General features: G+C 64.2%; 31 protein-coding genes and 1 tRNA gene. 15 read left to right on the forward strand and 17 right to left on the reverse strand.

Going from position 1 to position 21,199, the window contains the following annotated elements; translation table 11 throughout:
* Nucleotides 1-46: 46 nt before the first annotated feature.
* The 3 genes from ACODTW_RS03780 to ACODTW_RS03790 form a co-directional block, all read right to left on the reverse strand.
* Entirely contained in the window at nt 47-403 is a 357-nt protein-coding gene (locus ACODTW_RS03780) for a hypothetical protein (RefSeq protein WP_488944576.1), read from the reverse strand.
* Entirely contained in the window at nt 388-615 is a 228-nt protein-coding gene (locus ACODTW_RS03785) for a hypothetical protein (protein ID WP_488944577.1), read from the reverse strand. Before ACODTW_RS03785 ends, ACODTW_RS03780 begins: the two co-directional genes overlap by 16 nt.
* Nucleotides 616-929: 314 nt before the next feature.
* Nucleotides 930-1,187, reverse strand: a complete 258-nt coding sequence (locus tag ACODTW_RS03790) for a hypothetical protein (RefSeq protein WP_488944578.1) — start codon at nt 1,185-1,187, stop codon at nt 930-932.
* 626 nt (nt 1,188-1,813) lie between these two features.
* On the opposite strand from ACODTW_RS03790, the gene ACODTW_RS03795 reads away from it, so the two are divergent.
* The 4 genes from ACODTW_RS03795 (at nt 1,814) to ACODTW_RS03810 (ending at nt 3,615) form a co-directional block, all read left to right on the forward strand.
* Nucleotides 1,814-2,239, forward strand: a complete 426-nt coding sequence (locus tag ACODTW_RS03795; RefSeq protein ID WP_488944579.1) for a hypothetical protein — start codon at nt 1,814-1,816, stop codon at nt 2,237-2,239.
* Between the two features lie 381 nt (nt 2,240-2,620).
* Nucleotides 2,621-2,941 carry a type II toxin-antitoxin system RelE/ParE family toxin gene (locus tag ACODTW_RS03800; RefSeq protein ID WP_488944580.1) on the forward strand — a complete coding sequence of 107 codons (321 nt, stop codon included), beginning with the start codon at nt 2,621-2,623 and terminating at the stop codon, nt 2,939-2,941.
* Nucleotides 2,934-3,227: an addiction module antidote protein gene (locus ACODTW_RS03805; RefSeq protein WP_488944581.1), complete on the forward strand. Its 294-nt coding sequence runs from the start codon at nt 2,934-2,936 to the stop codon at nt 3,225-3,227. Before ACODTW_RS03800 ends, ACODTW_RS03805 begins: the two co-directional genes overlap by 8 nt.
* 70 nt (nt 3,228-3,297) lie before the next feature.
* Nucleotides 3,298-3,615, forward strand: coding sequence for a hypothetical protein (locus ACODTW_RS03810; protein WP_488944582.1), 318 nt, complete (start codon nt 3,298-3,300; stop codon nt 3,613-3,615).
* On the opposite strand, the gene ACODTW_RS03815 is transcribed toward ACODTW_RS03810, so the two are convergent.
* Nucleotides 3,581-4,270: a hypothetical protein gene (locus ACODTW_RS03815; RefSeq protein ID WP_488944583.1), complete on the reverse strand. Its 690-nt coding sequence runs from the start codon at nt 4,268-4,270 to the stop codon at nt 3,581-3,583. The genes ACODTW_RS03810 and ACODTW_RS03815 overlap by 35 nt on opposite strands.
* A complete protein-coding gene (locus ACODTW_RS03820; protein WP_488944584.1) occupies nt 4,267-4,458 on the reverse strand; it encodes a hypothetical protein in 192 nt (63 codons plus the stop codon). Before ACODTW_RS03820 ends, ACODTW_RS03815 begins: the two co-directional genes overlap by 4 nt.
* 185 nt (nt 4,459-4,643) lie before the next feature.
* Here ACODTW_RS03820 and ACODTW_RS03825 point away from each other — a divergent pair, with 185 nt between their 5' ends.
* The 9 genes from ACODTW_RS03825 (at nt 4,644) to ACODTW_RS03865 (ending at nt 10,407) form a co-directional block, all read left to right on the forward strand.
* Nucleotides 4,644-4,859 carry a hypothetical protein gene (locus ACODTW_RS03825; RefSeq protein ID WP_488944585.1) on the forward strand — a complete coding sequence of 72 codons (216 nt, stop codon included), beginning with the start codon at nt 4,644-4,646 and terminating at the stop codon, nt 4,857-4,859.
* Nucleotides 4,852-5,115, forward strand: a complete 264-nt coding sequence (locus ACODTW_RS03830; RefSeq protein WP_488944586.1) for a hypothetical protein — start codon at nt 4,852-4,854, stop codon at nt 5,113-5,115. The genes ACODTW_RS03825 and ACODTW_RS03830 overlap by 8 nt, the downstream gene beginning before the upstream one ends.
* Nucleotides 5,108-5,416 carry a LexA family protein gene (locus ACODTW_RS03835; RefSeq protein ID WP_488944588.1) on the forward strand — a complete coding sequence of 103 codons (309 nt, stop codon included), beginning with the start codon at nt 5,108-5,110 and terminating at the stop codon, nt 5,414-5,416. Before ACODTW_RS03830 ends, ACODTW_RS03835 begins: the two co-directional genes overlap by 8 nt.
* Entirely contained in the window at nt 5,409-5,909 is a 501-nt protein-coding gene (locus ACODTW_RS03840) for a hypothetical protein (RefSeq protein WP_488944589.1), read from the forward strand. The genes ACODTW_RS03835 and ACODTW_RS03840 overlap by 8 nt, the downstream gene beginning before the upstream one ends.
* Entirely contained in the window at nt 5,893-6,198 is a 306-nt protein-coding gene (locus tag ACODTW_RS03845) for a hypothetical protein (protein ID WP_488944590.1), read from the forward strand. The genes ACODTW_RS03840 and ACODTW_RS03845 overlap by 17 nt, the downstream gene beginning before the upstream one ends.
* A 17-nt stretch (nt 6,199-6,215) precedes the next feature.
* Complete coding sequence (locus tag ACODTW_RS03850; protein WP_488944591.1) at nt 6,216-8,363, forward strand: ParB/RepB/Spo0J family partition protein; 2,148 nt, start codon at nt 6,216-6,218, stop codon at nt 8,361-8,363.
* 106 nt (nt 8,364-8,469) lie between these two features.
* Complete coding sequence (locus ACODTW_RS03855) at nt 8,470-8,856, forward strand: hypothetical protein (RefSeq protein ID WP_488944592.1); 387 nt, start codon at nt 8,470-8,472, stop codon at nt 8,854-8,856.
* On the forward strand, nt 8,846-9,088 hold the full coding sequence (locus tag ACODTW_RS03860; protein ID WP_488944593.1) for a hypothetical protein: 243 nt from the start codon (nt 8,846-8,848) through the stop codon (nt 9,086-9,088). Before ACODTW_RS03855 ends, ACODTW_RS03860 begins: the two co-directional genes overlap by 11 nt.
* A gap of 173 nt (nt 9,089-9,261) precedes the next feature.
* Entirely contained in the window at nt 9,262-10,407 is a 1,146-nt protein-coding gene (locus ACODTW_RS03865) for a site-specific integrase (protein ID WP_488944594.1), read from the forward strand.
* A 181-nt stretch (nt 10,408-10,588) separates the two neighbouring features.
* Here ACODTW_RS03865 and ACODTW_RS03870 read toward each other — a convergent pair.
* The 10 genes from ACODTW_RS03870 to ACODTW_RS03915 all read right to left on the reverse strand — a co-directional run bounded on the left by ACODTW_RS03870 (nt 10,589) and on the right by ACODTW_RS03915 (nt 16,719).
* Nucleotides 10,589-10,664, reverse strand: a tRNA-Phe gene (locus tag ACODTW_RS03870).
* 116 nt (nt 10,665-10,780) lie between these two features.
* The gene (locus tag ACODTW_RS03875; RefSeq protein ID WP_488944595.1) at nt 10,781-10,978 is read right to left on the reverse strand and encodes a DNA gyrase inhibitor YacG; all 198 of its coding nucleotides are present in this window, start codon (nt 10,976-10,978) and stop codon (nt 10,781-10,783) included.
* 11 nt (nt 10,979-10,989) lie between these two features.
* Nucleotides 10,990-12,141, reverse strand: coding sequence for a ribonuclease E/G (locus ACODTW_RS03880; protein ID WP_488944596.1), 1,152 nt, complete (start codon nt 12,139-12,141; stop codon nt 10,990-10,992).
* Entirely contained in the window at nt 12,141-12,794 is a 654-nt protein-coding gene (locus tag ACODTW_RS03885) for a Maf family protein (RefSeq protein WP_488944597.1), read from the reverse strand. The genes ACODTW_RS03880 and ACODTW_RS03885 overlap by 1 nt, the downstream gene beginning before the upstream one ends.
* 17 nt (nt 12,795-12,811) lie before the next feature.
* Nucleotides 12,812-13,030, reverse strand: coding sequence for a translation initiation factor IF-1 (infA, locus tag ACODTW_RS03890; RefSeq protein ID WP_028097283.1), 219 nt, complete (start codon nt 13,028-13,030; stop codon nt 12,812-12,814).
* Nucleotides 13,031-13,182: 152 nt separating this feature from the next.
* Nucleotides 13,183-13,629 (reverse strand): arsenate reductase ArsC, encoded by a 447-nt coding sequence (locus ACODTW_RS03895; RefSeq protein WP_488944598.1) that lies wholly within the window; start codon nt 13,627-13,629, stop codon nt 13,183-13,185.
* An 11-nt stretch (nt 13,630-13,640) separates the two neighbouring features.
* Nucleotides 13,641-14,120 (reverse strand): UPF0262 family protein, encoded by a 480-nt coding sequence (locus ACODTW_RS03900; protein ID WP_488944887.1) that lies wholly within the window; start codon nt 14,118-14,120, stop codon nt 13,641-13,643.
* A 63-nt stretch (nt 14,121-14,183) separates the two neighbouring features.
* Complete coding sequence (gene hisD, locus ACODTW_RS03905) at nt 14,184-15,485, reverse strand: histidinol dehydrogenase (protein WP_488944599.1); 1,302 nt, start codon at nt 15,483-15,485, stop codon at nt 14,184-14,186.
* Nucleotides 15,475-16,155, reverse strand: coding sequence for an ATP phosphoribosyltransferase (gene hisG / locus ACODTW_RS03910; RefSeq protein WP_488944600.1), 681 nt, complete (start codon nt 16,153-16,155; stop codon nt 15,475-15,477). Before hisG ends, hisD begins: the two co-directional genes overlap by 11 nt.
* A 99-nt stretch (nt 16,156-16,254) precedes the next feature.
* A complete protein-coding gene (locus tag ACODTW_RS03915; protein ID WP_488944601.1) occupies nt 16,255-16,719 on the reverse strand; it encodes an Lrp/AsnC family transcriptional regulator in 465 nt (154 codons plus the stop codon).
* Between the two features lie 135 nt (nt 16,720-16,854).
* On the opposite strand from ACODTW_RS03915, the gene ACODTW_RS03920 reads away from it, so the two are divergent.
* Entirely contained in the window at nt 16,855-17,772 is a 918-nt protein-coding gene (locus ACODTW_RS03920; protein ID WP_488944602.1) for an SMP-30/gluconolactonase/LRE family protein, read from the forward strand.
* 35 nt (nt 17,773-17,807) lie between these two features.
* On the opposite strand, the gene ACODTW_RS03925 is transcribed toward ACODTW_RS03920, so the two are convergent.
* Both ACODTW_RS03925 and ACODTW_RS03930 read right to left on the reverse strand, forming a co-directional pair.
* Nucleotides 17,808-19,523 (reverse strand): methyl-accepting chemotaxis protein, encoded by a 1,716-nt coding sequence (locus ACODTW_RS03925; protein WP_488944603.1) that lies wholly within the window; start codon nt 19,521-19,523, stop codon nt 17,808-17,810.
* 221 nt (nt 19,524-19,744) lie between these two features.
* Nucleotides 19,745-20,194 carry a DUF2948 family protein gene (locus tag ACODTW_RS03930; protein ID WP_488944604.1) on the reverse strand — a complete coding sequence of 150 codons (450 nt, stop codon included), beginning with the start codon at nt 20,192-20,194 and terminating at the stop codon, nt 19,745-19,747.
* 309 nt (nt 20,195-20,503) lie between these two features.
* Between ACODTW_RS03930 and fsa the strand changes: the two genes are divergently transcribed.
* Nucleotides 20,504-21,184 (forward strand): fructose-6-phosphate aldolase, encoded by a 681-nt coding sequence (gene fsa, locus ACODTW_RS03935; protein ID WP_488944605.1) that lies wholly within the window; start codon nt 20,504-20,506, stop codon nt 21,182-21,184.
* Nucleotides 21,185-21,199: the final 15 nt, after the last annotated feature.

Genomic DNA, 21,199 nt, shown 5'->3' on the forward strand with positions numbered 1-21,199 from the left:
GGCGGCCGCAACCATCATTTCGATATCGGCCGGAAAATCCTGGGGATCAAAGGACGGCATGGCCACCGCCCTCCCCGGCCGGACCCTGCGCCGCATCCATGGCGCGGTACGCATCGATCGCCGCGCACCGATAGGCATGCTCCATCTGGGCCAGATGCTCGGCGATCTGCGCGCCCACCCTGTCCGCGTCGGCCTCCCGGCGCACGGCGGCCGGCAACTCCACGGTGCTGGCCAGCCCGGCGAACAGGCGCACGACCCGCCGGAACGGCTCGTACCACTCGGGCGCCATGGGGTTGATGCCGACGCCCTGCACGATGCGCCCTTGCCGGTCGAACGGCGCCGACAGCAGGGCCATGCGACCGCCAATGCTGACGGCACGCGATATGGTCAGGATGGGGGACATGTGACCTCCCTTATCCGCGCCATCTGGACGGCCAGATCGTCCAGCTTGGCGGCGATGTCGGTTATGGTGGTGCGCCGCGCGGGCGCTGCCTGGGCCGCCGGCATCAGGACGCATTCCAGGGCGCCATAGCCAAAGATCAGCGCTGCGCGCATAAGGTTGACGGCACTGGGCGCCGGGCCATCGGGGGCCAGCCAGCGTTCTGCGGTCTTCACTGGGATCTCGAAATCCCGCGCGATGGCTTTGGCCCTATGGCCCTCCGCATATTGCAAGCGCAGGAAGCCGCGCCACCGGGCGGCGATATCTTCCGGGCGCGCCGCGTCAACAGCCGCGCGAATTTCTTGGGTGATCTGCCCCATTTTTTGTCCAACCCCATGGCGAGATGCTGATCCCGCCGGACGGTTGGATGTCGCTGGTTGGCACCGGGGCAATTCCACAAACGGCAAGGCCGGGGCGGCGGTGGGGATCGCCGCTCCGGCCACCTTGGGTCGGGCGAAAAAGGATTTCGCGGATGGGGACCATGCTTGCTTCATGCCGCCCCCTCCATCGCCGGCCGGTACAACATGACCAGCACGGCAAATTCACGGCTCTGATCCGGGCCCGGCTGGTTGGCGGACAGGACCAGGGCGGCCACGGCGTCCAGCACCACCGAAAAGGGCGGATCGATCCGCCGTCGCCGGCCGGGGAACCCCTGCGCACGCCGCAGCTCGTGCCACACCTGCCCGTGCGGCTTGGCCGATGCGATGATCAGGGTGAAGGCGAAGGCGCGGGCGTCGATCCAATCCATGGGCGCATGCGGCGGGGAAAGACGACCCGGAGATCGGCCGCTTTCCCCACCGCGCGCCACCATCGCGGACCCTATATCGCCGACGATGGAGACTGGATGGACCGCGCTCATGGCGTCACCCACGGATTTTGGTCCCGAAGACGGGGCCATATATGCTTTGCGGCCAGCGTCATGGCCCGCTGGCCCCATGCGCGATGTCGGGCAGGCCGTCGGCGGCGAGGGCGCAAGGCCAGCAAGCCCGCGATGTACACACGCGTCCAGGGAGCCAGCCCGCATCGGGTCATGCCGCCACCTCCCCCGCATCGGGGATCAGGTCGGCCGCTGTCAGGGGGATATTGTGCGCGCGGGCATAGGCCAGGATCGGCGCGTGATGGCGCGCGGGGATCAAGCCGCCGGTGCCTTTGCGGTCCTTTGGCCGATCCCACGCGCAAACCGTCGGGTGTTTCAGCTTACAAACGGCCGCAGTTATGCCGACGCCACCCAGCTTCTGGATGACTGATCGGGCGACAGGAAGGGGGGCATCGTTCGTCATGGCCCCAACATGTAGGAAATTCCTACCTTATGTCAACTGTAACGGTAGGCACTTACGGCATGCTTTGAAGCTCGACCTCACGGATTATCTACACATGGAGACGACACAAAATAACTGGCTCCGAGAGCAGATGCGCGAGCGGGGGTTGACCCATCAGGATCTCGCCACCGCACTCAATCGCGTGCGGGTGCAGGCAACAGCCATCGTCAATGGGCAGCAGCAACTAAGGCTGGATCAGTTGGAACCTACTGCCCAACTTCTCCAGGTGCCTGTTGTTGATCTGCTACGGGGCCTGGGCATTGATCCCGGCACGACCTCCATCAACACCACCCTGCTGGCCGATTGCCTGGTGGCGGTATTCCAGCGGCTGGGGATTACCGGCATACAGCCGGACGAGGCGGCCCATATGGCCGCGACGCTCTACACCCACGCATCAACCGATGATCGGTTCCGTGCCCCGGACGCCATGGCGTCCGGCGCGGCCATGCTGGCGGATTTCGCCACTGCCCGCCGGAAATAGCTGGTCCAACAACGCGCATAGCTCCGCTTGGCGCTCCCGGCGCCATTCTGAATGATTGTCATTGGCTATCCGCTTGATGTCTTTTTCTTCAACCTTTTCCTGCATATCCTTAGATGCCGGCCGGGCCGGGTGGAACCGGCATCGAGCGCGCGCTTGTCCCTTGGGTGCGTCAACACCCATGCTGCCCCTGGATTGGCGTCCAGGAGGCAGACCCGGCCTGATATGACCCGGCTGCCTATTACTACAATAGGACGCATCCAAACGGGTGTCACCTCTTTTGCGGGCATTATACCAATAGTCTTAGGCTGATTACGATAGTGTGCGCCTCGCAACCTAAAAAACCGCTTGCCAAACTGTGAACTATAGTTTACACATTCTCCCATGATCACGATCCGCCAAACCACTCAATTCGCCAAATGGCTCGCCGACCTGCGGGACAACCGGGCACATGCGCGCATCATCACCCGCCTGGTCAGGCTGGCCGATGGCAACGCCGGCGACATCAAGTCGGTCGGCGGCGGCATCTCGGAATTGCGGATTGATTATGGCCCCGGCTATCGCGTTTATCTGACCCAGCGCGGCCCCGTTCTGGTTATCCTTCTCTGCGGCGGGGACAAGACCACGCAGTCCAGGGATATCACGACGGCGCGCAAGCTGGCCGCCAACCTGCCTTCCCAACTGACGGAGACACCCGATGGGTGAAATCACCGAAACCTCTCCCTTCGATCCGGCCCAGCATCTGGATACGCCCGCCCGCATCGCCGCGTTTCTTGAAGCTGCCGCGGAAGAAAACGATTCGGCATTCCTGGTCCGGGCCTTGTCCATCGCCGCACGGGCGCGCGGCATGGCGGACCTTGCGCGCCGCACGGGCGTCACACGCGAAGGCCTGTATAAGGCTTTGGGCGACGGGGGAAATCCGACCCTTTCCACCTTGATGTCGATCGCGGATGCCCTCGACCTTCGCTTGTCATTCCAGGCGCGCGACTAAGGGGCGCGCGCTGCATGTTCTTGTTTTGTTCCACGAAGAAAGCCATGATCGGCATGAAAGGATGCCGCCCATGGACCACCCTGACCGACCGCCCGCACCGCTGACAGAGCAGGATGCGCAGGATCTTCGCATCTGCCTGACCTACGCACTGGCCCGCAGTCGCAAGCACTGGCCTGTCGTGAAACGTGACCGCCACCGGCTGGAACAGGATGATTGGTTGCCCATGGCCGAATATCTGCTGGCCCATCTGCACCGCTGCGCTTACCGGATATTCGCTCTGCCACCAGGGCCGCAGCACAATTCTTCACACTTCATGGCACCGCCGGCCGGCCCAAAGAATGAAACAACTTCATCTATTTTTGCTTTGCCCAGTGATACAGACGCCTAATCACCACCATGGCCACCGCTGGCAGCAAATATTTCCACCAGTTTCTATCGACGTAATCATGGAACCGATAACTTCTTGACGATATCGAAAGCGCCCAAGTCGATACAAAAATCCACCACGACACAGCCATAAAAATATCAAATCTATCTAGCCTAAGCGCAAAGTAAATATTTCTATGTACTTTCATCCAGAATGCCAACACGACCGATACGCACAATACCATACCTTGAATAATGTAAGCGTCCCTATCATTTCGGTACGATCTTTGGGCCGCGCTGCCAAAATAGCTCATGATTAATATCAAAATAATGGCCAAACCGATCCAATCCCATTTGATCGGTTTGGGCTTTTTGTCGCCCCCCGCCATCGGCACGGCCTCAATCACGGTGGCCTGGGGCGGGGTGGTATTGGGGGCTATAGACGGTGCAATTGAGCTCGGCGGTTCCACCGACGGCGGGCGCGAGGACGCTACTGACCTTGACTTGATTTCCGCAGTCACATTGCTGAGATAGGCCGGATCGCGGCTATTGATGGCTGCCCGGTATCGGTTCCGCGCATGATCAATGAAGGCGTCGCTGCTCCCGGCGCCGCGCAATTCGGCCTCCAACATCGCCCAACCGGCCAGTTCCTCCCATTTGGGTGGCAACGGGTTCATGCGCCCAGCTTCCACCCCCAAATAGCCCCGGCGATTGCAAGGGCAAGAATGACAAGTCCCCCGACCTGGCGCACCACAGGATTGCGGCCGATGGTCATGTGGCGCCCGCCGCCAATCAGCATCCCGTACAAAATCCATCCTGCAAAAAGTCCACCGAAAAACCCCGCGGGCGCCAACAGCCAGGACATCGCCTTCCTCGCATACTGTGGAATGCACTTATATGGACAGGTGGCATGTACTTATGCACCACCACAAAACCACGCACCCCATGGTCGGTCACGCAGCAAAGCCCTACATCCGCTCTTGACGATATGTAGGATTTTCCTACATTGTGATGGCGAACGTCATTCGCCACCGCCCAAGGGGGATGAGCATGTCTTACAAGGACAGCTTGCTGTTAACGATTACCGCGCAGGGGCCGGGGGCCCGTGCGCTGCTGGACGCCATCCGCGCCCATGCCGACCTGCTGGGGATACGCCCCCTCTCTGCTGCGTTTCATGACGCACTCGAAGAGGGCAGCCCGGCGCCGGCCCCGCAACTGATGGCCGTGCCCCGCCTACTGGCTCAGACGGAGGCCGGCCATGCTTGACCTGCGCGCCACCATCGCCGCCTTCAACGACCTGGATTGCGGGTACAACGTCACCCTGGGTGCCGCGAAGCAGTTGGGCCTGACCCAATCCGACCTGTCGCAGATCGCCACCTTCACCCGCCGCTGGCGGGAATGGGATGCCGCAATGCATCTGCGCACGCGCGGCCGCTCCATGGCGTCCGACCCGTCCGCCCCGGCGCTGCCCGCCTGCCTGTCCCGCCCTCTGGCCCGTGGAAAGGTCCCTGCCCATGTCTGACGGCCCCGCCTACAGCCTGACGCGCAAGCAACTGGCCTGCATGCAGGTCATCCAGGAACTGACCGATGCCGCCGGCGCGGCCCCGTCCTACGCCGAAATCGGCCGGGAACTGGATATGCGCTCGCGGTCGGGTGTCCATCGCCTGATCGAAGGGCTGGAAGCCCGCGGCTATATCGCCCGCCTGCCGCACCGCGCGCGAACCCTGACCATCATCGCCCGCGTCCCCATGCCGGACTTCACCCCCTACACCTGGTCGCTCGCCCCCGGCCTGGGCGGACAGGAGGGGGTGGCCAATGGTTGACCATCGTTCCGACTGCGCCATGCACAACGGCCCCGCCCTGCCGCCCGGCCCTTGCGACTGCGGCGCTGATCCGGGGGCCACGAAGCCCTATCACGTTGCCGTCGGTCCTTTGGGTGACGCCATCGTGTACCAAGGCGAATTCTTCATTGCCGATTGCGGAGACGATGAGGGAGCCGCGGATCGGGCCCGATTGATATCCGTCACGCTCAATGATGCGGCGGCAAGGGCATTGGCACATGCCGATGATCATGCGGTTGATGCGTTCGCCGCAGCGATGAAGGCCAAATTGGCCAGGAAGCGGGCCGATGGAGCTGGCGGATGGGATGATCCCGCCCGCTGCCCCGTCGAGCATCTCGCACAATATCTGATCAATCACCTGATCAAGGGTGACGCTGTCGACGTCGCCAATTTTTGCATGATGCTGTTCCATAGGGCTGGCGGAAGCGAGGCGCTCAAGCACAGAGGGGCGATGATCTATGATCTCCCCTACTGACGCCGCCCCCCTGGCTGCCACCCTCTGGAACTGCGCGGCCGTTGCCGCGCATCTCCAGATCAGCCGGACGGAATTCTACCGGCGCCGGCCGGCGCTGGAACAGCAGGGGTTCCCCTCGCCGATCCCGCACACCCGCCTTTACTCGCCCCTCGCCATCATCGCGTGGGAATACCAGGCCAGCACAGGCCAGCGCCTGGATGGTGTCGCCATTCTGGAAGCCGCCGGCCTCTCCAACGTCTCCACCTCCCGCATCCTCGCTGCCCGCGCTGAAACGCTGCTGGGTGGCTGACCAGAAGGACACCGCCCATGTCCACGTTCCTTCATCCCACCGCCGGCGATACGCGCGGCTCTTACCTGAAGCTGCTGCGCACCACCGCCGGCCGCTCCACCCGCGACGTGGAAGCCGCCGCCCAGGTCAGTCAGGGCACCATCTCCCATATCGAAGGTGGCAAACGTACCAATATCCACGATGTCATCTATGCCGCCGTGGCTACCGCCCTCGGCGCCGATCCGGCCGCCGTCCTGGCCCTGCCCGTGGTGGCGCCGACCGACGAACCCGCCGCCCTTCCCGTACCGCTCGGAGGCGAGGTGCTGACCACTGTGGATTGCGCCCTGATCGACCGCAGCGATCTGAACCCCCGCCGCAGCTTCGATGCCGACAGCATCGCCACGCTGGCGGACAGCATCGAAGAACACGGCTTCATCCAACCCATCATGCTGCGCCCCCGCGACGATGCGCCGGGCCGCTTTTGGATCGTGGTGGGGGAACGCCGCTGGCGCGCCGGCTGCCTGCTGGGGGAGCGCGGGACCGACCCCGTCCGCATCCCCGCGCGCATCCGCGCCATGTCGGACCGTGAGCATCTGGAAATCGCACTGATCGAAAACATGCACCGCACGGATGTGGCCCCGCTGGAAGAAGCGAAGGCCATCGCCAAGCTGGTCACAGACTATGATGGCGACACAGCGGCCGCCGCGCACGCCATCGGCAAGACTGGCAAGTCGGGGCAACGGTTTGTGCAAATCGCGCTGAACTTGGTGGAGAAGTTGACGCCGACGGTACAGGAAGCGCTTGCCGACGGCACAATCAACAAGGAAATGGCGCGGCAACTGACGGTCGCCAGCCCTGAACGGCAAGCGAACCTGTTGGCGTTGGTCCGTATGGGACATATCGCCAACGGAAAGCAACTACGGGAACGCATGCAGGCGGGCAATTTTCCTGCAACCAAGGCGCTGTTTGGTCGGCTGAAATATAACGGCCCCGTGGTCGAGGACCCGGACAGCGACGCGGTATTCTTTGTCGATCTGGGTATGGTGAAAATACTGCAAATCGAAGCCATGCAGGAACGGGCCGAAAGCCGGCGCGGCGCCTATCCGCACCATGCGGTAAAGGTTATCCTGGATGACCCTGTTTGGCATCCCGATAGCTATCGGGCAAGTCAGGAAGGATTTTACCGCAAGGGCAGCCTGGCGGTTGTACCGCACGATGCACAAGCCGCGATGGTGCTGGTCCTGAAAAACGACTTGTCCGTCTCCATCTATGACGACCTGATTAAGCTGCCGGCGGCACCCACCACCGCAGCCGGCAAGAAGCAGGCGGCCAAGGCCAGCGGCGATATGCTGGCAGACTACCCCAGCCGGGCAAAGATGCATGCACGGCGCGGCCGCACCATGGCCCTGCAACGGGCCCTGTTCCGGGAGGCGGGGTATCGCACCCTGCTGGCCCATCTCTGCCTGAACCTCTTGGAAGGCAACTTGGTGAATTCCCCCATGCTGGCGGTTCGCGCGGAACATCGCCAGCCGGATCGCCGCGCCGTCGATCCGGAGGTGCTGGATGTCATCAACGATTTTCGGGAGAACCTGGAATTCACCACAGGGGAAAAACTGTTCACCGAGGCCGATGACAGCGACCCCCATGTGCGCGTGCGCTCCGAGCCGGAAGGCAAGTACGGCAGCAGCAAGGGACGGACCGGCGCAATCGTGCTGGAAGCGCTGTACGAGCAGGAAGACAGCTATCTGCTTGAGCTGGCTATGGCCCTGCTGGCGTCGCGCTCTGGCTCCTGGTACGGGAACGGCGTCAACGCCGAACCAGATCTCGGGGATGAAGCAGAGGCGTTGGCGGCCTGTAAGCAGCTTGGCCTCACCCATGCCGTGGCGGATGATGCCGGCGCCATCGACTGGCCAGGCTACCTAGAAAAGCTGAACGGGCCGGCGCTGGATGTCGTGCATGCCAAACTTGGCATGCCAGTCGCTTATCAAGGCATGGGCGGCTCCCGCTGGAAAGAGGCCACGCAGAAGGAAAAGCGTAATGGCCTCTCGTGCTATCTGGCGGGGTACCCCGACAAGGCCGCGTACATCCCCGCCATCTTCCGCTTTGGCGATGGCAAGGAAATCGAAGCGGCAATGCGGGAGGAGGCGGCGAACGGCGTTCGCCCAGCCGCACAGGCCGCGGAATAAAGCCATGCCCCGCCGCGCGCCCCACCGCCTGCGCCTGCTGCTGATCGGTCTTTGTCTGATGGGACCGTTCCTGCTGGCGGCCATCTGGCCGGACAGGGGGTAAGCGGTGGGCCTCTATCAGCGCTATCTTGGCCTGGGTGCGCCGGACAATGACCGTCCGGCGCGCGGCCGCCTGCCGATGAAGGAAGACGCCCCGGCGCCGGCCGACCCGGATCGGCCCTACCTGTCGCTCTATTGCGTCCTGGCCAGCTGCATCACCAGCCTGTCCAACCCGGCCGAACTGCGCGGTTGGATCGGCCAGAACAAGCCGGCCTTTGATGCGCTGTCGGCGGGATCGCCCGAACGGGCGGTCAGGCTGCGCCAGATCTACAGCTTGCACTTGGCCTGCCTCGCCCCGCATGCGGTAACGGCCGCGCCGGCGCCGCCATCGGTCGCGCCGCCGGCTGCCGATCTGGTCAACGCCATCCTTGATGGGGCCGGCGATGACGAATAGGGCCCCCGTCCAGATCGAACCCGCCGATCTGGCCCTGTTGCGCCTGGGCCATTGGCGCTGCGCGGACAATGACCGGCGGTCAAAGCGGCTGGCCAAGCTGCGCCTGTGCGAAAGCACCGCCAACGAAGTGGTACGCGACACCGACGGCACCGGCCGGACGCGCACCATGGTCCACTGGCGCACCACCGCCAAGGGCCAACTGCTGGTGCAAAGCTCCCGCATTGCGCCCTGACACCAGCTGACCTACGCTATCCCCTCACCGCTGCTGCCCCAGCGAGGATGAACATGCCCACCCACCGCATCCCCCACTTCCGTTCCCGGCCGGCCGCTGGCGGCCTGACACGCTTCAGCTGGGAACCGGCACCCACGTTGCAACAGGCCGGATGGCCTACCGTTCCGTTGGGCATGTCCAACCAGGTCAAGGAAGGTGCCGCGCGGGATCTGGCCGCACGCATCAACGCCATGGTCCAGGACTGGCGCGACGGGAAGATTACGCAGGTGCCGGATGTCATCCTGAACCTGAAGCTGGTGGCCACCCCGGGCAAACCCGCCGGCAAGCGGCTGGCACGCGCCAAGGCCCCGCCGGGCACCTGCGCCCACATGATCGACGCGTACCTGTCCAGCCGCAAATATCAGAAGCTGGCCGAGGCCACGCGCATATCATACCGCTCCGACTGCGAATTCCTGCGCCGCTGGTGCGGTGATTTGCCTGTCGGGGGCGTGACCCCCAAGGCGTGCAAGAAGCTGTACGAGACGCTGTTCGACGGGCTGCCAGCCCGCAAGGGGAAAGAGGCGGTGCCCGGCCTGCCGCGTCGCGCACAGAAAATCATCATCATGGGCCGGACCGTCTGGAAATGGGGCCTGTCGGAAGAGCTGGCGACAACCAACCCTTGGATGGCTGTTGAGACCGAAACGCCGACGCCGGCACTCCCCGAACTCTGGACTAATGACGATGTGGATCTGTTTGTGCAGGTCGCCGACGCGATGGGGGAGCATGGCATCGGCACAGCCGTCAGGCTGAACGCCTGGCTGGGCCAGCGCGTATCGGATGTGCGGGACTGGGACCGCCGCATGATGAAGGGCGGGCGCCTATGGGTTACGCAGCGCAAGACCGGCGCCCGCGTCGGCCTCCCCGTCCAGGCCGTGCCGGCATTGATGCGACGGCTGGAAGAGGATGCGGGCAGACAGGGGCGGCTGGAGATTGCCAGCACGAGGCTGATAACGGGGGCCGATGGCCTGCCGTTCACGGAAAACACCATGCGCAACGCCTTCAACCGCGTGCGCGCCGAGGCGGCGGGATTGCGTCCCGGCATCGCCGCCTTGGACATGATGCACCTGCGTCACACGGCCGTGACACGGCTGGGCGAAGCGGGCTGCACGCCGCAGGAAATCGCGGCCATCTCTGGCCACAGCCTGAAATCGATTACGTTGATCCTCGGCCGCTACAACATCGTGACCAATATCCAGGCTGATAACGCTTTTGGCCTGCGAATGAAGATGGAAGCGAATGGCGGCGGCCGTGACGATGGCGACGACCCCGAATCGACATGACCAAAGCCGGAAACACGAAAGGCGGCCCACCTGGTGCCGCCTTTTTTTGTGCCTTGACACGGCACCAGAACGAAGTTGGTACGGGTTGGTAAAGCCCGGTTGGTATGTTCACCGTGCGTTCCGCCGGAAAACACCAGCGCATTGCGCCGCTAACTATTTGATTTCATTGATCTTTTTGAAGTGGTGCCCAGGGACGGAATCGAACCGCCGACACGGGGATTTTCAATCCCCTGCTCTACCGACTGAGCTACCTGGGCACATCGTACTTCACAACCACCGGCGCGTTTCGGTCACCGCCGCCCGGTGTGGTGCGCCTTATAGACAAGGCGTTCGGGGCTGTAAAGCATTGAATTGCGCCTTGTGACGATTTTTTTCACACCTCTTCATCACCCGGCCCATCCGTCACGGGCACGCGATAAACCTCCCCCAGCCAGCGCGACAAATCCACATCGGCGCAGCGTTTGGAGCAGAAGGGGCGGAATTCGGCGACGGGCGGACGACCGCAGATGGGGCATCCGGCCGCCTTCTTCGGACGGCGGGCGGCAGACAGATCGATGGGCTCATCACTCATGGAAAAACACCTCAACTCAACAGATCGGCCAGCGGCGGGCCGCGGCGGGCGCGGGTGACCTCCACCAGGCCCAGCCGCGACATGCCATAGACATGGGTGGCCACGGGATCATCGGCCACAGCCGAGGACAGGCGCTGGATCACCGCCTCTCGATCCCCGGCCCGCGCCATGTTGACGAAATCCACCACCACGATGCCGCCAACATTGCGCAGGCGCAGCTGCCGGGCGATCTCCAGGCAGGCATCCAGGTTGGTGGCCAGCGGATTGCCCCGCTCTCCCCCGTTCACATCAATGACAGTCAGGGCCTCCGTCCGGTCGATGACCAGCGAACCACCCTGCCCCAACGGCACGCGCCGTTCCGCCAGGGCGGCAATGGCGCCATCCAGATCGCATTGGTCGAACAGCGGCCGGGCACCCTTGTGCAGTGACAGGATCGGCAGCAGGTCGGGTGCCAGGGACAGGCAGGCCGTTTTGACGGCCGCCAGCATCTCTGCGCCATCGACAAGGATCTCCGCCAGCCCATCACGGGGCAGTTCCACTAGGGCGCGGCGGATGGCATCGGGCGGGGCCAGCAGCGTCGCCGGTCCGGTGCCGCCAGCGGCAGCACGCGCGCGATGCGCATCAGCCAGCAACCCCTCCGCCTCCCCCAGCACCAGGGACAGTTCGGCATGCAGCGCCTCGGCCCGCACGATCCATCCGCCCTGGTTGGGCAGGCTGTCAGACAGGCGCTGACGCAAGCTCGCCACCTCCGGGCCCTTGCCCAGGCGCTTGGAAATATGGATGCCGTCGCCCAACGGGTTGTGGACAAGGAAACGGCCGGGCAGCGACAGGTCCATGGTCAGGACCGCCCCCTTGCCGTCATGGGCATCGGCCTTCACCTGGGCCAGCACCATCTGGCCCGTGCGCAGCACCTGCCCGATACGGGCATCGCGCCGCGCCGGGCGTACGTCCGCAGCGCCCAGAAAACCCGGAACTGCATCTCCAAATTCAATGAAGGCGGCATCCAGGCCAGCAACCAGACGCATCACCCGGCCCTGGACGATCGCGCCCTGCCAGACGGGCCGGTCATCATGGTCGATGGCAAGGTCGGTCAGGATGCCGTCGGACAGCATGGCGCAGCGCCGAAGCGGCCCACGTTGGTCAATCAGCAGCCGCCGGCGCATCAGCCCCCGGCGGCTTTTTGCGCGGCGGCCAGTGCCAGCGCGTCGATCCCGGCAGCGCGCAACAGGCCCGCCACCTCCGTCAGCGGCAGACCGACGACATTGCTGTAGCTGCCGGAAAGCTGCCGCACGAACAGGCTGGCCAGCCCCTGAACGGCATAGCCGCCGGCCTTGCCCTTCCAGTCGCCCGTAACAAGATACTGGTCGATCTCATCCCGCGACAGGGTGCGGAAGATCACCTGGCTTTCCACGGTCCGCGCCCAGCGTTTCCCGTCGGCACCAACCAGGGCGACGCCGGTATAGACCCGGTGGCGACGGCCCTGCAGCATCATCAGGCAACGGCGCGCGGTGTCCACATCATCAGCCTTGGGCAGGATGCGCCGGCCCAGCCCCACCACCGTATCGGCGGCCAGCACCAGCGCGCCCTCATGGCGCGCCGCGACAATGTCCGCCTTCTCCCGTGCCAGCCTCTGGGCATGACCGGGCGGCAGTTCGCCATCCTGGGGATTTTCATCGATATCGGCCGGATCAATCACGTCCGGCACCAGCCCGATCTGGGCCAGCAATTCCCGCCGCCGGGGAGAACCGGAGGCCAGGATCAGGCGCGGACGGTCAATGCCGGAAGGGTCGGACGGGGCCGCCGCGCGCATGCTCATGGTTCGGTTCCCGCCGCTCACTTGAAGCGGAAGGTAATCCGACCCTTGGTCAGGTCGTACGGCGTCATTTCGACATTGACGCGGTCGCCAGCCAGCACGCGGATGCGGTTCTTGCGCATCTTGCCCGAGGTGTGGGCGAGCACTTCATGTTCGTTGTCGAGCTTCACGCGGAACATCGCGTTGGGCAGCAGTTCCGTAACCGTGCCGGAAAACTCGATCAGATCTTCCTTGGCCATGTTTTCCTGATTTCGGGAGGGTAAAACGCGCACATAGGTGATAGCGTCGACTGCCCGGGTCAAGTGTTTTTCAAGGAAAGCAGAGGCGTTCCCCACCAAGGGCATGGCTGGACCGGCCATAGGCCCGCAACAGCCTTGAAACGTCCGCAACCCTATGTCCTGTCGGGCACGAAGCGCTGTTTCAGCCGCTTCAGCAAGGTGTCGCGAACCTGACGATAGGCATCGAGTCGCGCCTCGCGGCTGCCTTCCACCAGGGTGGGGTCAAACGTGTTCCAGAATTCAACGTCGCAGGCCGTGGTGCGGGTCATTTCAACGGCCCGGTGCTGCGCCTCCGGCGACAGGGACACGACCAGGTCGAAACTGTCATCTTCCAGCTGTTCGAATGTCTTGCAGCGATGGCGAGACATGTCGACCCCCAGTTCCGCCATGACGGCGGTGACGAACGGGTCCGGTTCCCCTTCCCGCACGCCGGCACTGTCGACATAGATCGACTTGCCCATCAGCATCTTCAACAGCCCTTCGGCCATGGGGGAGCGGATGGAATTATAGGTGCAGGCGAACAGAACGCTGGTGATCCGGGTCGGGCTGGTCTCTGCCATCGACGGGACCGTCAGCTACGGATATGCAATACGCAGATCAGGGTGAACAGGCGGCGGGCCGTGTTCAGGTCCATTTCGGCCTTGCCGGCCAGCCGCTCGCGCAGCAGTTCCGATCCTTCGTTGTGCAGGCCGCGCCGGCCCATGTCGATGGCTTCGATCTGCGAGGGGGATGCCGTCTTGATGGCCTTGTAGTAGCTGTCGCAGATCATGAAATAGTCGCGCACGATGGTGCGGAACGGCGTCAGCGGCAGGGTGATGCGGGTCAGCGCCTCATCATCGGCGCGACGCACATCGAAGACCAGCCGGTTATCCTCCGTCGACAGGAACAGGCGGAAGGGCCCCGCCTCCGGCGTCTCCACCAGGGCGAAACGGTTTTCCTCCAGCAGGTCGAACAGGGCGACGGCGCGCTCATGCTCCACCTCCATGTTGCGGCGGATGACATTCTTCTCCACCAGCTCGACATGGACGATACGGTGGTTCGGCGCGTCCATCATCCCTCCCCGTTTGGTGGCGCCGTTACTGACGGCCGCCTGCTTTGACAACTACCCTGCCTGTCAGGAGGCGGGGTTGGCAAGCCGGATCGCAACCGACAGGGCGTGGGCGCCCAGCCCTTCAGAATTGGCCAGCGCCACGGCCGCCGGGCCGATACGGCCCAGGCTTTCGGGCGTACAGCCGACAAGCGTGGTGCGCTTCATGAAATCCAGCACATTCAGGCCGCTGGAGAAGCGGGCGGAACGCGCCGTGGGCAGCACATGGTTGGGCCCGGCGACATAATCGCCGATGGCTTCCGGCGTGTGCCGGCCCAGGAAGATAGCCCCGGCATTGCGCACCTTGGCGGCCAGGGCGTCCGGATCGGACACGGCCAGTTCCAGATGCTCGGGCGCGATACGGTCGACCAGCGGCACGGCCTGTTCAAGGTCATCCACCAGGATGATGGCGCCATGCTCACGCCAGCTCTGCCCAGCAATGTCCGCACGCGGCAGGGTGGCCAGATGGGCATCCACGGCCGCCGCGACGGCATCGGCAAAGCCGGCATCATCGGTGATCAGGATGCTCTGGGCCGAGTTGTCATGCTCAGCCTGCGACAGCAGATCGGCGGCGATCCAGGCGGGGTCGTTCTGCCCGTCGGCCACGACCAGGATTTCCGACGGACCGGCGATCATGTCGATGCCGACCGTACCGAAGACCTGACGCTTGGCGGCCGCCACGAAGGCATTGCCGGGACCGGTGATCTTGTCCACCGGCCGGATCGTGGCCGTGCCGAAGGCCAGCGCGCCGACAGCCTGCGCCCCGCCGATACGGTAGATCTCCGTGACACCAGCCAGCTTGGCCGCGGCCAGGACCAGGGGATTGATCACCCCGTCGGGCGCGGGAACCACCATGGCGATGCGCGGCACGCCCGCCACCTTGGCCGGGATGGCGTTCATCAGCACCGAGGATGGGTAGGAAGCCAGCCCGCCCGGCACATAGATGCCGACAGCCCCCACCGGGGTCCAGCGGGCACCCAGCCGCACGCCGGCGGGATCGGTGTAGAAACTGCTTTCCACGGTCTGGGTGCGATGGAACGCCTCGATCCGGCCCGCCGCCAGCTTCAGCGCGTCCAGCGTGGCGCCATCGCACTGCGCCACAGCAGCATCGATCTCCGCCACCGTGAAGGCCAGACGGTCCGCCGTCAGGTCCAGCCGGTCCCAGCGCTTGGTATAGTCCAGCACGGCCGCATCGCCGCGCGCCTTCACATCATTCAGGATGGCGGTGACGGCGTTGTTCAGGTCTTCCTGGGTTTCGCGCTTGGCGCCCAGCAGGTCCTGGAAACGGGCTTCGAAATCGCTGTCGCGGGTCGAGAACTTAACCGGCATTGCCGATGGCCTCCTGGAAACGGTCGATCCAGCCCTGGATCTCGGCGTGACGAGTCTTGAAGGCGGCGCGGTTCACCACCAGACGGGAGGAGATGTTGGCAATATGCTCGATCTCCACCAGACCATTGGCCTTCAAGGTCACGCCGGTAGAGACCAGATCGACGATGCGCGAGCACAGGCCCAGATTGGGCGCCAGTTCCATGGCGCCGTTCAGCTTGATGCATTCGGCCTGTACGCCGCGCGCGGCGAAATGCCGGCGGGTAATGTCGGGATATTTGGTGGCCACGCGGACATGCGACCAGCGGGACGGGTCATCCTTTTCCGACAGGTCCACCGGTTCGGCCACAGCAATGCGGCATTTGCCGATACCCAGGTCCAGCGGCGTGTAGATCTCCGGATAGTCGAATTCCATCAGCACATCGCTGCCACACACGCCCAGATGGGCTGCCCCGAAGGCAACGAAGGTGGCAACATCGAAGCTGCGCACACGGATGATCTTCACATGGCTCAGGTTGGTATCGAACTTCAGGGCGCGGGATTTCGGATTGTCGAAATCGGCCTCCGGCTCGATGCCGACATGATGCAGCAGCGGCCTCACCTCATCCAGAATCCGGCCCTTGGGAAGGGCCAGGACCAGCAGATCATTGGCGGCGGCGGCGGGCGACGACATGCCTTGTGCGCTCCAGCAGGGGTAAACCGGGCTGTTTACATGGCATGCCGGATGCCGGGCGTCCACCGCCGGGAGGTAAGGGCGGGGTTGCGCGAACCGTCAAGCCAGGGGAACGGACAGGCCGGATTTCACCGATGAAAGCGCGAAGATGGTGGAGAATTTCTGGACCAGCGCATTGTCCATCAGCACGCGACGGGTGAAGCCGTCGTAATCGGCCATGTCGCGCGCCACCACGATGGCGACAAAATCCGCCTCCCCTGCCGTGTACCAGACCTGCTGCACCTCCGGGGCCATCCGCATCTGGCGCGAAAAATCATCGATGGCGGCGCTGCCGCCCCTTGCCAGGGTGATGCTGACAATCGCCGTCAGCGGATAGCCGACCTTCGCAGGGGCCAGAAGGCTGGGTTCCGCCCGGATCACCCCGTCGGCACGAAGGCGGCGCAGGCGGCGCTGCACGGCGGTCGGCGACAGGCCGACCCGCTCCGCCACGGTCTCGGACTTGATGCGGGCATCGTCCTGCACGCAGGCCAGAATGGCGATATCGAAGGGGTCGAGTTCAGTCATGGATCGCAGCATAGCGGCGCCGCATTCCCGCACAAGGCCGCGCAACGGCGCCATCGCCACCAAAAACGCCGGTCCGCAGCGAAGGCGGCGATGTAGCATCAGCGCCAAGACGTTCCGCCAAACAGGAAAGCGACCATGTCCGACGCCGATTTCATCATCCACGACCCCGTCCGCGCCCGCGCCATCATCCGCCGCAGCGCGCGGGTGGAAAAGCTCCACGGTGATTGCCGCTGGGCGGAAGGACCGGTCTGGTTTCCCGTCCATCGTACGCTGGTCTGGTCAGACATCCCCAATAACCGCATGCTGCGCTTCGACGAGGCGACGGGGCATGTCGGTGAATTCCGGCTGCCGTCAGCCTATGCCAACGGCAATACGCTTGACCGTCAGGGCCGGTTGGTCACCTGCGAACATGGGAGCCGCCGTGTGTCGCGGACAGAACATGATGGCAGCATCACGGTGCTTGCCGACCGGTACCAGGGCCGCCGCCTGAACAGCCCCAACGATGTGGTCGTGAAATCGGACAATTCGGTCTGGTTCACCGACCCGACCTATGGCATCGACAGCGATTATGAAGGTCACCGCGCCGACAGTGAAATCGGCGCCAGCCATGTCTACCGCGTGGACCCGACGACGGGCGCCGTCACCATTGCGGCGGGCGATTTCGTCAAACCGAACGGGCTTTGCTTCTCTCCGGACGAAAAGCTGATTTACATCGTCGATACCGGCCGCACCCATTCGCCCGACGGGCCCTGTCATATCCGGCGCTTCGCCGTGGCAGAGGACGGAGGGCTGTCGGGTGGCGAGGTCTTCGCCGCTTCCGACAATGCCGGGTTTGATGGCATCCGCTGCGACGAACTGGGGAACATCTGGGCGGCCGAGGATGACGGCGTCCATTGTTTCGCGCCGGACGGAACCCTGATCGCCCGCGTGCTGGTCCCGGAAGGCGTCGCAAATATTGAATTCGGCGGCGCGCGGGGCAACCGCCTGTTCATCTGTGCGACAGGAGGCCTTTACGCGGTGCTGCTGCCGGTAAGGGGGGCGAAGCGTCTCTGACGCTCCGCCCCACCGCCCGGCGGCAGCACCGGCTATCAGGCCGCGCGCACGGTCGACAGGAAGGTCCCGACTTCGCGGCGCAGCTGGCCGGCATCGCGGGCCAGTTCGCCCGCAGCATTGCGCATGTTGGTCGCGGCCTGCCCCGTCTCACCCGCCGCATGGTTGACGCCGGCGATGTTGCTGGACACTTCCTGCGTGCCGCGGGCTGCACTCTGGGCGTTGCCGGCGATTTCCCGCGTGGCGGCGGACTGCTCCTCCACGGCAGCAGCCATGGCGCTGGACACACCGTTGATGCGCATCACCGTAGCGGCAATGGCCTGGATGGCCGTCACCGCATCACCCGTGGCCTGGCGGATCTCGTCCACCTTGTCCTCGATCTCGCCGGTGGCGCGCGCCGTCTGGGTAGCCAGGGCCTTGACCTCCGACGCCACGACGGCGAAGCCCTTGCCGGCTTCCCCGGCCCGCGCCGCCTCGATCGTGGCGTTCAGGGCCAGCAGGTTGGTCTGGCCGGCGATGGCGTTGATCAGGGCCACAACGTCGCCAATGCGCTGCGCGGCCCCCTGCAAGGCATCCATGATGCCGGTGGCGCGGGTGACATCGGTGGCGGCGGCACTGGCGATCTGGGCCGAGGCATCGACCTGGCGGCTGATCTCATCCAGGGAGGAGGAGAGTTCCTCGGCAGCACCGGCCACAACATTGACATTGACCGATGTTTCGGCCGACGCGCTGGACACGGCGGCGGACTGGCGGCTGGTTTCCTCCGCGATGGCGGACATGGAGGTTGCCGCCTTTTCGGTTTCCTCCGCCGCCTGGGAGACAGCCGCGACGATGGACCCGACGCTGGCTTCGAACCGGTCGGCCATCTCCATCAACGCAGCCTTGCGCTTGGCTTCCGCTTCTTCCTTGGCCAGTTCCTGCTCACGTTCCAGGCGACGACGTTCAAGCCCGTTGGTCTTGAACACCTCCACGGCCCGCGCCATGCGGCCGACCTCATCAGACCGATCTGCCCCATGCACCGCAACCTCCAGGTCGCCGTCGGCAAGCTGGGTCATTTGCTGTTCCAGATGGCTCAAGGGGCGGGTGATGCCACGCGCCGTCAGGTGGACGACCAGGAAGGCGACGGCCAGGATGGCCAGCAGCACACCGCCCAGTATCATCGCCTTGTCCTGGAAAGCCTGATCGATATCGTCGGTATAGACGCCCGTGCCGATAAAGATGTCCCAGGGCTTGAAGCCGATAACGTAAGAAACCTTGGGCACGGGCACCGTGGTCCCCGGCCGGGGATAGATATAGGGGACCTGCCCGCTGCCCTGCGCGGCGGCAACATCGGCCATCGCCTTGATAAGGAGCTTGCCGGTGGGGTCGGTCAGGCCAATGCGGTTCGTTCCCTCTTCCTCGGGCTTTGGACTGGCCAGATAGGTGCCATCCATCTTGTAGACGAAGACGTAATCCTTGCCGTCATTGTATCGAATGGTTCGGGCGAGTTGCCGGAACTGCAATATCGCCGCGTCACGGGTCATTTCCCCAGCCGCGACTTTCTTCTCAAGCATTTGCGCCAAAGAGTGTGTTGCTTCGACCATCTGGCGGATGGAGTTGATCCGCTCCGTCTCCATCGCGTCATGAAGTGTGGTCAGACCATTTGCGCCGACGAACCCCGCAAGGAGCATCAGACTCCCCGCGATGGCATAGAGCTTCACGGGAATTGCCCGTTCTTTCGCCCTGGCCCAAAGCGTCGTGAATATTCCACCCATCGTTACCTCCCCCGTGGAGACCAAAGCCCCGGGCGCAACGCCCACAAGCTTCTGCTTGAGAGAGATTAACCAGTCCCCTCACTGGTGTGGGCAGGCCGATGGGATATGTAACCTTTCGGCCAGAGATGCAGGAACTCAATAAAATTGAGTTGATTTGCCGAGATCATCAAATACTGGGCGCACTATTATTCCAGTTATGCCCTGCTGCTGCCACAACGCCTCTATTTTCCGGAATCGTGACTGGGCCGCCGTATTGCAGGCCATGGCATACCGCGATCCTCCAGCCGGCATTCCAATGCCGACCCTTCCAGCCGGATATCGGCCCCGCCGGACAGGTGCAGCAGGATGGCACCGTCCACGGATTCGATCGACAGAAGCGACAGGAACTGTTCGCGGCGGGTCAGGTCAAGACTGCGACGACGCACTGACTCCACGCCGTGGAAGCTGACCGCGCACTGTATCCGTTCCGGTGCCTCGCCCCCCTCGTCGGGGGTCGGACCGCCATCGTCGCGCGCGCCCTCCCATAGGAAGCGGCTGGCCATCAGCGCAAAAAGCCGATCTTCCGGCAGCCAGGCGATCTCGCCGACGGGAATGATCGCGTCCTGCAGCAACGCGGAAATGATCTTGAGATCCTCCGCATCCAATGCTCGCAACCGCTTGCTTCCGACCATGATCCGTCCCCCTGCTGCTCCGTGCGGGCAGGATAATGGCTGGAACGCCCGCCCGCCAGAGGGCGGTCAACGGCCATGCGGGGGACGGGACTGGATTCATCTTTGAAAAACAACCTTCTGAATTGACCTTTGGCGGCGACAGCCCCTTGAAGGAAACCCGCAGCTTTGTCAGAATCCGCATCGCCGCCCACCCATGCGCGCGCGCGGCCCTGGCCGCGCTGGCGACGCGAGCGGGATATTGGTAGTTTCCGGCCCACGATCGGGCGCCCGCCCGGTCACCCCGTTCATCGCCCTTCAGGACCTTTTCCCATGAAGTTCTTCGTCGACACCGCCGACCTTGCCGAAATCCGCGATCTGGCCGACACCGGCCTGCTGGATGGCGTCACCACCAATCCGTCGCTGGTCGCCAAGGCCGGCCGCAACTTCGTCGAGCTGATCGCCGAAATCTGCGACGTGGTCGAAGGCCCGGTCAGCGCCGAGGTGGCCGCCACCGACTTCGACACGATGCTGAAGGAAGGCCGTTATCTGGCCCAGATCGCCCCGAATGTCGCGGTCAAGGTGCCGCTGACGCCGGCCGGCCTGAAGGTCTGCCGCACGCTGGCCAATGAAGGCACCATGGTCAATGTGACCCTGTGCTTCAGCGCCGCGCAGGCAATCCTGGCCGCCAAGGCCGGCGCCGCCTTCATCTCGCCCTTTGTCGGCCGGCTGGACGATATCGGGCAGAACGGCCTGAACCTGATCCAGGAAATCGTCGAGATCTATTCCAACTATCCGGCCTTCACGACCGAAGTGCTGGTCGCGTCGGTCCGCAATCCGATCCATGTCGTGGAATCGGCCCGCATGGGCGCCCATGTCGCCACCATGCCGCCGAACGTCATCCGCCAGCTGGCCGGCCACGTCCTGACCGACAAGGGCCTGGCGCAGTTCGTCGCCGACTGGGCCAAGACCGGCCAGTCCATCCTGGATCAGCCCCTGCCCAAGCGCGGCTGATCCCGCACATCAGGG

This window comes from Niveispirillum sp. FG148, from assembly GCF_057809655.1.